The organism is Pseudomonas furukawaii, from assembly GCF_002355475.1.
GTDB lineage: Bacteria > Pseudomonadota > Gammaproteobacteria > Pseudomonadales > Pseudomonadaceae > Metapseudomonas > Metapseudomonas furukawaii.
Genome location: NZ_AP014862.1, coordinates 4,052,029 through 4,065,105, shown reverse-complemented (window position 1 = coordinate 4,065,105; position 13,077 = coordinate 4,052,029). Strand labels below are relative to the sequence as shown.

Annotated in this window: 9 protein-coding genes; 5 read left to right on the top strand and 4 right to left on the bottom strand. The window is 63.3% G+C overall.

Features of this window, described 5'->3' with window-relative positions:
* Positions 1–186: 186 nt before the first annotated feature.
* Positions 187–1,206 (bottom strand): amidohydrolase family protein, encoded by a 1,020-nt coding sequence (locus KF707C_RS18800; protein WP_036993588.1) that lies wholly within the window; start codon positions 1,204–1,206, stop codon positions 187–189.
* Positions 1,207–1,375: 169 nt separating this feature from the next.
* Here KF707C_RS18800 and KF707C_RS18795 point away from each other — a divergent pair, with 169 nt between their 5' ends.
* Both KF707C_RS18795 and KF707C_RS18790 read left to right on the top strand, forming a co-directional pair.
* The gene (locus KF707C_RS18795) at positions 1,376–2,215 is read left to right on the top strand and encodes an oxidoreductase (RefSeq protein ID WP_003454779.1); all 840 of its coding nucleotides are present in this window, start codon (positions 1,376–1,378) and stop codon (positions 2,213–2,215) included.
* A 100-nt stretch (positions 2,216–2,315) separates the two neighbouring features.
* Positions 2,316–3,110, top strand: coding sequence for a hypothetical protein (locus tag KF707C_RS18790; RefSeq protein WP_003454781.1), 795 nt, complete (start codon positions 2,316–2,318; stop codon positions 3,108–3,110).
* A gap of 613 nt (positions 3,111–3,723) precedes the next feature.
* On the opposite strand, the gene KF707C_RS18785 is transcribed toward KF707C_RS18790, so the two are convergent.
* Positions 3,724–4,971: a ribonucleotide-diphosphate reductase subunit beta gene (locus tag KF707C_RS18785; RefSeq protein ID WP_003454783.1), complete on the bottom strand. Its 1,248-nt coding sequence runs from the start codon at positions 4,969–4,971 to the stop codon at positions 3,724–3,726.
* Between the two features lie 211 nt (positions 4,972–5,182).
* Complete coding sequence (locus KF707C_RS18780) at positions 5,183–8,062, bottom strand: ribonucleoside-diphosphate reductase subunit alpha (RefSeq protein ID WP_003454786.1); 2,880 nt, start codon at positions 8,060–8,062, stop codon at positions 5,183–5,185.
* 712 nt (positions 8,063–8,774) lie between these two features.
* Between KF707C_RS18780 and KF707C_RS18775 the strand changes: the two genes are divergently transcribed.
* Both KF707C_RS18775 and KF707C_RS18770 read left to right on the top strand, forming a co-directional pair.
* Positions 8,775–9,497, top strand: coding sequence for a response regulator (locus tag KF707C_RS18775; RefSeq protein WP_003454791.1), 723 nt, complete (start codon positions 8,775–8,777; stop codon positions 9,495–9,497).
* A 36-nt stretch (positions 9,498–9,533) separates the two neighbouring features.
* Positions 9,534–11,150 carry an ATP-binding protein gene (locus KF707C_RS18770; protein WP_003454793.1) on the top strand — a complete coding sequence of 539 codons (1,617 nt, stop codon included), beginning with the start codon at positions 9,534–9,536 and terminating at the stop codon, positions 11,148–11,150.
* Between the two features lie 130 nt (positions 11,151–11,280).
* Here the strand turns inward: KF707C_RS18770 and KF707C_RS18765 are convergent, their stop codons facing one another.
* Positions 11,281–12,000 (bottom strand): 4'-phosphopantetheinyl transferase family protein, encoded by a 720-nt coding sequence (locus tag KF707C_RS18765; protein ID WP_003454795.1) that lies wholly within the window; start codon positions 11,998–12,000, stop codon positions 11,281–11,283.
* 410 nt (positions 12,001–12,410) lie between these two features.
* On the opposite strand from KF707C_RS18765, the gene KF707C_RS18760 reads away from it, so the two are divergent.
* On the top strand, positions 12,411–13,016 hold the full coding sequence (locus KF707C_RS18760; protein WP_003454797.1) for an outer membrane beta-barrel protein: 606 nt from the start codon (positions 12,411–12,413) through the stop codon (positions 13,014–13,016).
* Positions 13,017–13,077: the final 61 nt, after the last annotated feature.

The window sequence follows — 13,077 nt, the reverse complement described above, 5'->3', positions numbered from 1 at the left end:
CTGCCACCCCCTGGACGTAGGCGTCTGCCACTTGGCGGCGGGTGGATTTTGATTGGAGTCGCGGTTGTGCAAGGAGCGCCCAAGACCACTCCGAACGGTGATCGAGCAGAGTTGGTGATTCAGCGCCTCGATGCTTAAGGAAGCGTGGCCCACGACATCGCGGGCCGCAGCTTTTACTGGTCGGAATCAGATTGCGCCAGGTACATCAAGTTTGAGCAGTTGGATGGCATTGCCGCTGCGAATCTTCTCCCGGTCTTCATCGGACAGATCCAGGTTCGCGGTGAGATCGCCATGCGCATAGGCACCCCCGAAGTTTGTCCCATAGACCAGACGGTCCACTCCGACCACTTCGACTACGCCGCGGCGTAAGCCGGGCGCATGTACATCGAGATCAAAGTAGAAGTTCGGCAGGTACTCCATCAACGGCCTTTGGTTGCGCGCGTCCGGCGCCATGGCGTTGTTCAACTCGCATAGCCGGCCGAGCTGGAATACCGCCATGCCTCCGGCATGAGTGATGTAAGCCTTGAGGTTGGGGAATGCGTCCAGCGCACCGCCGCAGATCAGGTACCAGAAAAACAGCGTTTCGTCGACGCAGTCGCCAATGATCGACGTGGTCTCGAACTTGTCGTCGGTGTGCTTCTCGCCCCAGTAAATGGACTGGTTGAAGCCGTGCACCATGACCGGCACGTCCAGTTGCTCGATCTTCTCCCAGACCGGGAACAGGCGTTCGTCATGGGTCTCGATGCCGTTGAAGTTAGTGCCGCCGACGCAGACGCCCTTGGCGCCCAGTTGGGTAACGGCGCGTTCAATTTCCCGCACCGCCGCATCCGGCTCGGCCAAGTTGGCATGGCACCAGAAGTCGAAGTGCTGTGGGTCCTGGCGGCAATAGGCGGACATCTCGTCATTGCAGATGCGCGCGTACTCGGTTCCGAATTCTCCGGCCCAGTACATGAAAGCATGCGAGGGCGCGGAAACCACCAGCTTGTCCACGCCGCGCTCGGCCATCAGCCGGCGACGGCTTTCGTGGGTCATACGTGCCAGCAAGTTGGCCTCGGCTTCAGCGTCGTTCCGTGCCTTGGACGGCTGCTTGGTGCCCAGGGAGAAGTGCCCGACGGTGAAGCCGGTGGTTTTCATGAACGGGCCCCAGAACTCATGGCGATTCAGCATTCCCTTCGTCACAAGGTGGGCATGGATATCGATCAGCACGGCGTACTCCTCAGGGTGGGTTGCAAGGCGGTGGCGTCGACTTCGCGCCAGATTCTTGTGAATACTATTTGAACATAAATAAAAAATTTGTTCATATGCTTCGAATGCACCTGCCATTGCGATGTGGGTGACGGCAGGTTGCGTAGTCCACCGAACCAGGAGAACAACAATGAACAAGACATGGTTCGTCACGGGGGCTTCCCGTGGCATCGGCGCAGAAATCGCCAAGGCGGCGCTGGAGGCCGGAGCCAACGTAGTGGCGACGGGGCGCGATCTCGCTCAACTCGAGGTGCTGTATGCGCGCTACGGAGACCGTGTGCTGCCGCTGCAACTAGACGTGACTGATGAAGGCCAAGCTGCTGCGGTGGTTGAGGAGGCGGTGCGGCATTTCGGACGTGTCGATGTGGTGGTGAACAACGCCGGCTATGGTCAATTGGGACCATTCGAGGAGAACGACGCTGAGGCGGCCGAGCGGCAGTTCGCAACCAACGTCTTCGGCATTTTTCACGTGTGCCGCGCTGTGTTGCCTGTGATGCGTCGGCAGCGGGCCGGGCACATCTTCAATGTCTCGTCGATCGCCGGCCTGGCTGGCATGGGCGGCGCCGCGTTGTACTGCTCGGCGAAGTTTGCAGTGGAGGGCTTCTCCGAAGCGCTCGTGCAGGAAGTGGCGCAGTTCGGCATCCGCGTCACTATCGTCGAGCCGGGGGCGTTTCGCACCGATTTCCTCGATGGCACCTCGGCTGTCCTGGGCGGAAAGGGTCTGGAGGACTACGCCGAGTTCAGCAGGAAGATCAGGGCTTCGTCGGAGACCAATAACCATAGGCAGAAAGGCGACCCGGCCAAGCTGGGAGCTGTTCTGGTGCGGTTGGCTGCCGAAGAAAGTCCGCCATTGCGCTATCTGGCAGGTTCCGACGCCCTGCAGGTGGTGACAGGAAAGCTTGCGGCGGTGGCTAGGGAGATTGAACAGTGGCGCGATTGGTCGGTATTGACCGATGGGGATTTCAGCTGATGCCCAGAGTAGCTCGACGATACTCTCTTCAAGTCTGAGTAGGGACTTGAGTCGTCGCTCGCGGGATAGGTACCGACAAAGCTGGTGAAGGATGAGCGTCTTGAAACGCGACAATAACGATAAAAGCCGTTTGCTGAACTACTTGCTGATACTGATGCTGCTGGCTTGCGCCAGGGGCGAGGCGCTGGGGGCCCCGGACCGCCAAGCGCTTCAGGAGATGCGCACGATGGCGACGATGGCGACGGCCAACGTGCTGCTCTACTACAACCTCAACGGCATGCCCTACGAGACCGAGAACCTCGAGGCCTTCACCCAAAACTTGAAACGGCTGCGCGAGTTGTCCGAGCAAGCCGACGATGCCTCGCTCTCCGAACAAGTTCGCCGGCTCGATGATGCGGTTGCCCACCTCAAGAACTTGCCGCAGAGCGTCGCAGACTTGCGTTCGGTGTGGCCCGCCTACGCACGCTGGTTGCCGGGCCTCATAGAGGCACATGTTCACCTGGAAAAATCGCTATCCGAACGCTACGGCGCTGCGCCCGAGGTGGCGCAGGCGCAAAGCGGGCTGCATGTGCTCAGCCACGATATCGGACGGATGCTGCTGTCATACCAGATGGCCTCCTTCCCTAACTTCGGGGGCGATATCTGGATTCTCGACGAGCAGGCGCTCACCGCACTGGATACTGACATCGAGCGACGCTTCGCCGAACTGGCCGAGCGCGACGGTGGCATTGCGGAGGCGCTGAAGGCTCCACTCCGGGACTATCGTTTCGTGCGCCGGCGCCTGCTTGAACCGGCCGGAAACTGGGCACCAAATGCAGTGGCGCTGTACCTGGCGAAAACCCTACGCACCCTCGATGGCGAGGGGAGACGCCTGGGAAGTAGCTCGCCTGGATAAGATGAGCCATCTGCCAGTAAGTTGATTGCGCGCCCTTTAGGCCGGCCGCATCCATCAAATGGGCGCAAGGATTCGCAGTCAAAAGCGGAGGTCGGCGTCGTTATTTGGATGTGCGCGCAATGAGGTCGGCGATGTGCTGGGCTGACAGTTCCGGGTACTGGTGTTGCAGGCTATCCCCGATGGTGGATATAAAACGAACGGCGCGTTGAGAAGCTGGCCAATTAGCGGGAACCAGTTCTGGACGGCAGTGCTGGTGTCGTTATCGCCACTGATGACCATCGACGTGCACGTCTGGGCCAGCCTGATGCGGCGTCCCGACTTATCCCGGCCAAAGGCTTCGGCCGCCCTAAGGTGCTAGTGTCCTTAATAGTGGCAGCAAGCGAACCACATACCAATGAAAAAGGGCCGGTGAGCGTTGCTCACCGGCCCTTTTTCTTACTCCTTTCTACCCCAACTCCTTTGGGGCTAATGGCCTTGCCCTGTTACTACAGCCGCCCGTGGATGGCTGTCGCCGCTGCCTCCCCAGGCAGCGGCTGTGCACCGCCTCGGTGCATTCGTTTCAACATTCAGTGAAAAAGTTTCAGTGTTTGTTGAAAAACTACGTGACCCGGAATCAATCCCAGCTCAGCGCGCCACCGGTCTGGTACTCGATCACGCGGGTCTCGAAGAAGTTCTTCTCCTTCTTCAGGTCCATGATCTCGCTCATCCACGGGAAGGGGTTGCTGGCGCCCGGGTATTCCTCTTTCAGGCCGATCTGGGTCAGGCGGCGGTTGGCGATGAACTTGAGGTAGTCCTCCATCATCGCGGCGTTCATGCCCAGTACGCCGCGCGGCATGGTGTCGCGTGCGTATTCGATCTCGAGCTGGGTGCCCTGGAGGATCATCTGGGTGGCTTCGTCCTTCATCTGGGCATCCCACAGGTGCGGGTTCTCGATCTTGATCTGGTTGATCATGTCGATGCCGAAGTTCAGGTGCATGGACTCGTCACGCAGGATGTACTGGAACTGCTCGGCGGTGCCGGTCATCTTGTTGCGGCGGCCCATGGAGAGGATTTGGGTGAAGCCGCAGTAGAAGAAGATGCCTTCCAGTACGCAGTAGTAGGCGATCAGGTTGCGCAGGAACTGGCGGTCGGTTTCCGGGGTGCCGGTCTCGAACTTGGGATCGGAGATGGAGCGGGTGTACTTGAGGCCCCAGGAGGCCTTTTTCGCGACGCTCGGAATCTCGTGGTACATGTTGAAGATCTCGCCTTCATCCATGCCCAGGGACTCGATGCAGTACTGGTAGGCGTGGGTGTGGATCGCCTCTTCGAAGGCCTGGCGCAGGATGTACTGGCGGCATTCGGGGTTGGTGATGAGGCGGTACACGGCCAGGACCAGGTTGTTGGCAACCAGGGAGTCGGCGGTGGAGAAGAAGCCCAGGGAACGCTTGACGATGCGGCGCTCGTCTTCGCTGAGGCCGTCCTTGCTCTTCCACAGAGCGATGTCGGCGTTCATGTTCACTTCCTGGGGCATCCAGTGGTTGGCGCAGCCGTCCAGGTACTTCTGCCAGGCCCAGTCGTACTTGAAGGGTACGAGCTGGTTGAGGTCGGCACGGGCGTTGATCATCTGCTTGTCGCCCACCTGTACGCGGGCGGCGGAGCCTTCCAGGTCGTCCAGGCCTTCCTGGATGTCGAGGTCGTCGAGGGCCTTCTTGGCGCGGGCGACGGCATCGGAGTCGTCAGCGGAAACGGCGCGGGCGTCCTGCACGGAGCCGGCGGCTTCGTCGTCGAGCTTGTCGGCGTTCTGTGCGGCGGCCTGGGCGATGGCGGGCGCGGCTTTGGCTTCGGTGGGGTCTTCTTTGTCGAATTCGTCCCAGCTGAGCATGGTTCCTCTCCTGGTGTCTGGATGCGTGAGTATGGTTGCACGCTAAAGCGATGATCTGGCCGGCGGTGCTTTGCCTGGCCTGCACGCCCGGTGTGTGGACGTGCTGTTCGGATTCGGTGTTGCTGAGGTTTCCCTCACCCCCGGCCCCTCTCCCGGAGGGAGAGGGGAGGAGTCTTGCCCTTGATCGAGCGCGCCGCTGAGCGGCGCGCGCTTACTGGCAGGCTTCGCAGTCGGGGTTGTCGATGGAGCAGGCCTGGGGTACCGGAGCCGGCTGCGGAGCGGCCTGCAGGCCTTCGTCGATCACCGAGCTCACGGCGTTCAGCTTGCCGGTGTTGATGGTGGACTTCTCGGTGCTGGTGGCGGCCAGGGCACGGAGGTAGTAGGTGGTCTTCAGGCCACGGTACCAGGCCATGCGGTAGGTCACGTCCAGCTTCTTGCCGGAGGCGCCGGCGATGTAGAGGTTCAGGGACTGGGCCTGATCGATCCACTTCTGGCGGCGGCTGGCGGCGTCGACGATCCACTTGGTCTCGACTTCGAAGGCGGTGGCGTACAGGTCCTTCAGGTCTTGCGGGATGCGCTCGATCTGCTGCACGGAGCCGTCGTAGTACTTCAGGTCGTTGACCATGACCGGGTCCCACAGGCCGCGCGCCTTAAGGTCGTGCACCAGGTAGGGGTTGATCACGGTGAACTCGCCGGAGAGGTTCGACTTCACGTAGAGGTTCTGGTAGGTCGGCTCGATGGACTGCGATACGCCAGTGATGTTGGCGATGGTCGCGGTCGGGGCGATGGCCATGATGTTGGAGTTGCGGATGCCTTTCTTGACGCGCTCGCGCACCGGGGCCCAGTCCAGGCTCTCGCTCTGGTCGACTTCGATGTACTTGGCGCCACGGGCTTCGATCAGCAGCTTCTGGGAGTCGATCGGCAGGATGCCCTGGGACCACAGGGAGCCCTGGAAGGTCTCGTAGGCGCCGCGCTCGTCGGCCAGGTCGCAGGAGGCCTGGATGGCGAAGTAGCTGATGGCTTCCATGGACTTGTCGGCGAAGTCGATGGCGGCGTCGGAACCGTAGGCGATGTGCTGCAGGTACAGGGCGTCCTGGAAGCCCATGATGCCCAGGCCCACCGGACGGTGCTTGAGGTTGGAGTTGCGCGCCTGGTCGACCGAGTAGTAGTTGATGTCGATGACGTTATCGAGCATGCGTACGGCGGTCTTGACGGTGCGGCCGAGTTTCTCGACGTCCAGCTTGCCGTCGATGATGTGATTCACCAGGTTCACGGAACCCAGGTTGCACACGGCGATCTCGTCCTTGTTGGTGTTCAGGGTGATCTCGGTGCACAGGTTCGAGCTGTGGACCACGCCCACGTGCTGCTGCGGGCTGCGCAGGTTGCACGGGTCCTTGAAGGTCAGCCAGGGGTGGCCGGTCTCGAACAGCATGGAGAGCATCTTGCGCCACAGGTCCTTGGCCTGGATGACCTTGTGCAGCTTGAGCTTGCCGTAGGTGGCCAGGGCTTCGTAGTACTCGTAGCGCTCCTCGAAGGCCTTGCCGTAGAGGTCGTGCAGGTCCGGTACGTCGGCCGGGGAGAAGAGGGTCCAGGTGCCGTCTTCGAACACGCGCTTCATGAACAGGTCCGGAATCCAGTTCGCGGTGTTCATGTCGTGGGTACGGCGGCGGTCGTCACCGGTGTTCTTGCGCAGCTCGAGGAATTCCTCGATGTCCAGGTGCCAGGTTTCCAGGTAGGCGCAGACGGCGCCCTTGCGCTTGCCACCCTGGTTCACGGCCACGGCGGTGTCGTTGACCACTTTCAGGAAGGGGACGACGCCCTGGGACTTGCCGTTGGTGCCCTTGATGTAGGAGCCCAGCGCGCGCACTGGGGTCCAGTCGTTGCCGAGGCCGCCGGCGAACTTGGACAGCATGGCGTTGTCGTGGATGGCGTTGTAGATGCCCGACAGGTCGTCCGGAACGGTGGTCAGGTAGCAGCTGGAGAGCTGCGGACGCAGGGTGCCGGCGTTGAACAGGGTCGGGGTGGACGACATGTAGTCGAAGGACGACAGCAGGTTGTAGAACTCGATGGCGCGCTCTTCCTTCTGCGGCTCCTCGATGGCCAGGCCCATGGCCACGCGCATGAAGAAGACCTGCGGCAGTTCGAAGCGGATGCCGTCCTTGTGGATGAAGTAGCGGTCGTACAGGGTCTGCAGGCCGAGGTAGGTGAACTGCTGGTCGCGCTCGTGGTTCAGGGCGCGGCCCAGTTTCTCCAGGTCGAAGGACTTCAGCTTGGGATCGAGCAGTTCGAACTCGATGCCCTTTTCCACGTAGGCCGGCAGGGCCTTGGCGTAGAGGTCGGCCATTTCGTGGTGGGTGGCGCTTTCGGCGACGCCCAGGAAGCCCAGGGCTTCGGCGCGCAGGGTGTCCATCAGCAGGCGAGCGGTGACGTAGGAGTAGTTCGGCTCACGTTCCACCAGGGTACGGGCGGTCATCACCAGGGCGGTGTTGACGTCCTTCTCGGCCACGCCGTCGTACAGGTTCTTCAGGGTTTCACGCTCGATCAGCGCGCCGTCGACTTCGGCCAGGGCTTCGCAGGCTTCGCTGATGATGGTGGTCAGGCGGCCCATGTCCAGCGGGACGAGCGAGCCATCGGCGCGGGTGATGCGGATGCTCGGGTGCGGCTGGGCGACGTCGCTGCCGGCGCGGGCGTTCTTGCGCTCGGCGGCGCGGGCCTCGCGGTAGATCACGTAGTCGCGGGCGACCTTCTGCTCGCCGGCGCGCATCAGGGCCAGTTCGACCTGGTCCTGGATCTCTTCGATGTGGATGGTGCCGCCGGAGGGCATGCGGCGCTTGAAGGTGGCGGTGACCTGTTCGGTCAGGCGCGCGACGGTTTCATGGATGCGGGAAGAAGCCGCGGCAGTACCGCCTTCCACGGCGAGGAACGCCTTGGTGATGGCAACGGTGATCTTGTCGTCGGTGTACGGGACGACAGTGCCGTTGCGCTTGATCACGCGCAGCTGGCCGGGGGCGGTGGCAGCCAGATCCTGGTTGGAATCGGCGGCCTGCGGCGCCACGGCCTGCGGGTTCTCGCGAGTGGTGTCGGTCTGCATGGGGATCTCCATGTTCTGATTTATTGAGTGGCGCCCGAGCCGTTCTTCATTCCCTTTTCACAACGCATGCGCACGGCGAGGACGCCGGGCGCGAATCGTGGTGCATCGAGGCAGAAGGACAGGACTCAAGCGCCTTCCTGGCCCTACAAGTCAATCGCCACGGTGTTAACACGCCGTGACAACACAATACCTAGTGGTGGGCGTGTTCTTCGCCGCACCGGCTTCCGGCCCCCAGGTGACGTCTCTGTGTCCTGGGCCGGCACCCGCCGCGCTGGGCGGTTGGTGGGTCGAATACTGCTGGTTTGACACCGGTCGTCAGGCTCGGAAAAGGCCGTTAGCGCTTGATTCTAGTTGTGTCCGGTGTTACGCCCTTACCCCAATATGTAGGGGCTGAGCTTGATGGGGGTACAAGATAATGCGGTGCCGGGGTCATTGCAAGGCGACCCACTACATCTAGCCTGTGGATAAGTTGTGGGTGATTTGTGGGTGACTGCGGGGTAACGGAGGGAAAGCCCCGGTGGCTCTAGGCTTTGCCGTTCGTCGCCGCCCAGTGGCACCTTTTTCGGGCTGCACCTGGCTGTCGACGGCGTCGCAAGCTAACACAATATCTTGTGTTTTGTGCTTGATTTGGCATGCGCTGTGCTATCCGCCCGGCATTGATACAATGCGAGCCTTTTTTCGATGGTCCTGATGCAGTCTCGGGGAGTGCGTGGTGGAGCAAGAAGCCTGGCGGGTCCTTATTGTCGAAGATGATCAGCGGCTGGCCGAACTGACCCGCGAGTACCTGGAGGGCAACGGCCTGCGGGTCGCCATCGAGTCCGACGGCGGCCAGGCGGTGGCGCGCATCCTCAAGGAGCGCCCGGACCTGGTGGTGCTGGACCTGATGCTGCCGGGGGAGGACGGCCTGTCCATCTGCCGCAAGCTGCAGGGCCAGTTCGACGGGCCCATCCTGATGCTCACCGCACGTACCGACGACATGGACCAGGTGCTGGGCCTCGAGCTGGGGGCCGACGACTACGTATGCAAGCCCGTGCGCCCGCGTGTGCTGCTGGCGCGCATCCGTGCGCTGTTGCGGCGCAGCGAGGCCGCCAGCGAGGCGCCGGCGCCGGAGAATCCGCGCCGCCTGGAGTTCGGCCCGCTGGTGATCGACAGCGCCATGCGCGAGGCCTGGCTCAGCGAGCGCGGCATCGAGCTGACCAGCGCCGAGTTCGACCTGCTCTGGCTGCTGGCGGTGAACGCCGGACGCATCCTCTCGCGGGAGGAGATCTTCAATTCCCTGCGAGGCATCGAGTACGACGGCCAGGACCGCTCCATCGACGTGCGCATTTCCCGCATTCGTCCGAAGATCGGTGACGACCCCATGCACCCGCGCCTGATCAAGACGGTGCGCAGCAAGGGCTATCTCTTTGTCAAAGAGGCCGCCGAAGGTCTCTGACGACGCGGCCACCGGCCGCCGCACGGGCGAACGTCCATGAACTCCATTTTCCTGCGCATCTATGGCGGCATGCTGGTCACCCTGGTGTTGGTGGCGCTGCTGGGCATCTTCACCATTCACCAGGTCAACCAGGTGCGGGCGGACCAGTACCGCGAAAGTCTGGCGCGGGGCACCTTCCGCCTGATGTCGGACAACCTTCAGCCCATGAACGAGGTAGAGCGTCGCCGCGCCGTGGTGCTCTGGGGCCGGTTGCTGGGCATTCCGCTGGAGTTGCGGCCCATGGACGGTGCGAAGCTGGACAGCGGCGCCCGCAATCGCCTGGCGCGTGGCCAGGTGCTGGTGGAGCAGACCGGCCCCCACGCGGCGCGGGTCTACAGCCTGGTCAGCGTGGGTGAGCGGCTGATGCTGACCGGCGATGTGGAGCAGATCAGCGAGCAACTGGCACGGGCCACCGTCTACCTGCTGATGGACGAGCTGGTGCGCTTCCCCGTCAACGAGCAGCCCCACCGCCTTGCGTCGCTGAAGGAGAACAAGCAGTTCGGTTTTCCCATGCGCCTGATCCCGCTGAAGAGCGCGGACCTGGACGATGACCAGCGCCGCCGGGTGGACGAGGGCGACACGGTGATGGCCCTGGGCAAGGACGGCGACTCGATCCGGGTGTTCGCCGGCATGGTGGACACGCCCTGGGTGCTGGAGCTGGGGCCATTGCACCAGATGAACCCCTACCCGCCGCAGATGCTGGTGCTGATCGGTTTCCTCGGCCTGACCCTGATCGGCCTGACCGTGTATTTCCTGGTACGCCAGCTGGAGCATCGGTTGATGGGGCTGGAGAGTGCCGCCACGGCCATCGCCCAGGGCAAGCTGGACGCACGCGTGCCGGCCAGAGGGGCGGACTCGGTGGGGCGGCTGGCGGCGGCCTTCAACGGGATGGCGGAGCAGTTGCAACGGCTGATCTCCCTGCAGCGGGAGCTGATTCGCGCGGTGTCCCATGAACTGCGTACGCCGGTGGCGCGACTGCGCTTCGGCCTGGAGATGATCGCCGACGCCGAGACCGAGTCGGCCCGGCGCAAGTACATGGACGGCATGGACGGCGATATCCAGGAGCTGGACAAACTGGTGGACGAGATGCTGACCTACGCCCGTCTGGAGCAGGGCTCGCCGGCGCTGCATTTCCAGCGGGTGGACCTGGATGCGCTGTTCGACCAGGTGATCGCCGAGCTGTCCCCCCTGCGCGCCAGCGTGCGCATCGAGCGCGGCCTGTGCCTGAACGTGGGCAGCGACGGCGCCTGGGTGGAGGCCGAGCCGCGCTACCTGCACCGTGCCCTGCAGAACCTGGTGAGCAACGCCATGCGCCATGCCGAGTCGCGGGTCCAGCTCAACTACCAGATCGGTCACAAGCGCTGCCGCATCGATGTCGAGGACGACGGCCCGGGGGTCCCGGAGAACCAGTGGGAGAAGATCTTCAAGCCCTTCATGCGCCTCGACGACAGCCGCACCCGCGCCTCCGGTGGCCACGGCCTGGGGCTGTCCATCGTGCGGCGGATCATCTACTGGCACGCTGGCCGCGCCCAGATCGGTCGCAGCGATTCCCTGGGCGGCGCCCGCTTCAGCCTGGTCTGGCCGCGCCGGCAGAGCGAGGCGGAGTCGCTCTAGTCTTTCCCGCGCAGCTCGAGCGGAGCCCATCACAGTGCCTGCACCAGGCCCCGGCGGTGGGTCGATGGAGCGTGACCCACCCTACGCAAGCCTGCGAGGGTGTCGGCTCCGCGAACCCCATCGGGCGGGGTCAGGCCTCCACGGCCACCAGGCTCAACAACCGCTCCCGGAACAGGCAATGCCAGCCGTCCAGTTCACGTCCCGCCCGCCATTCCGCCGACAGGTCGATCAGCAGCCGCAGGCGGGCCCTGCCGTCGTCGTCGGCCTCCAGCAGCTCCGCGTCCTGGAAATAGAAGCGGGTGCCGACCAGGGGATAGAGGGCCTTGAACAGGCTTTCCTTGATGGAAAAGGTGAGGGTGATTCGCGCGGCCTGCTGCTCCGGGGTGAAGGCCGCGAGGCGTCGCAGTTCAGCGGGGGTGAGGATTTCCGCCGCCAGCTTCAGGGCGCGTGGCGTGGCCAGGGGTTCTTCCAGGTCCAGCCCCAGTCCTCGCCATTGGCGTTGATCCGCCACCAGGGCGGCCGCCAGTCCGTGGCTGTGGCTGATGGAGCCGCTGACGCCTTCGGGCCAGAGGGGCGCACGGTCGTCCCCCAGGGCTGGGACGTCGGCGCGGCCGGTGAGGGCGAGCAGGGCGTCGCGGGCGCAAAGGCGCCCGGCGAAGTACTCGGCCTGCCGCTTGGCCACCGAGCGCTGGATGCTGGCCGGCGCCGGGATGCCGTGCTGGACGAAGGCATCGGCGGCCAGCAGGGCCGGATCGAAGGCGCAGGATCGCATCACCAGCCCCGGCAAGGCCTGGGGAAAGGGCGAGGTGGCGTCGAGGGGGCCGCAGCAGATGGGGTGAGTCGAAGTCATGGCGGGATTCTGCCCGGCGGCGCGGTAAACGGCCAGCGGTCCTCCCGTTTACATATGTTTGCAAATGGCAAACAAAGCGAAACGGAAGCGTCCCCCCGGTTTTTGCCAGACTAGCCCTGCGTTTCTTCTGGAACGCAGGTGAGGTTGTAGTCTGGAATCACGGCAGTGCCGTCTCCGGACATTTTCTCTGAATTGAGTGCGGGAGCCTGGATGGGCTCCCGTTTTTTTTTGCGCGTCTTTTGCGGCGACACGCCTGGTGGGATGAATTCGATCCTGCGAAATATCTTCAGACGCTGTAGGCAATTTCGTTCAGCCAAGGTTCAAGGAGGGTTCAGGCGCGGTTCAGTGGTCGGGGGGCAATCTGGCTCCGAGTTCAACCGATACCCGATCACTCGATGAGGAACCACAGCATGAACCGCACCTTCAGCCGTATCGCCCTTGCCTCCGCCCTGGCCTTCGCCGCAGTGGGTGCCCAGGCCGCCGACAACTTCGCTGGCCTGACCTGGGGCCAGACCAACAACAACATCCAGAAATCCGACTCGCTGAACGCGAACCTGAACAACCCGAAACTGGACAAGGTCATCCACAAGTCCGACACCTGGGGCGTGCGCGCCGGCCAGCAGACCGACGGCGGTCGCTACTACATGACCTACGAGAACTTTTCCGATACCGACAGCGGCTACAAGCTGCGCCAGCAGAACCTGCTCGGCAGCTATGACCTCTTCGTGCCGGTGGGTGACTACAACACCAAGCTGTTCGGTGGCGCCACCCTGGGCCTGGTGAAGCTGGAGCAGGAAAGCAAGGGCTACAGCCGCGACAGCAACATCAACTACGCTGCTGGTCTGCAGGCCGGTATCCTGCAGGACATCAGCAAGAACGCGTCGATCGAGGCGGGCTACCGCTACCTGCGCACCAACGTCAGCACCGACATGGGCGAACACGGCGGTCCGCGCCTGGGATCCCTGGACCTGCACAGCAGCGGCCAGGCCTACATCGGCGCCAACTACAAGTTCTGAACCCTCTACCATCTACCACGACAGGCCGGGCCCGGCGCCCGGCCGCTTCACTGACAGGGAG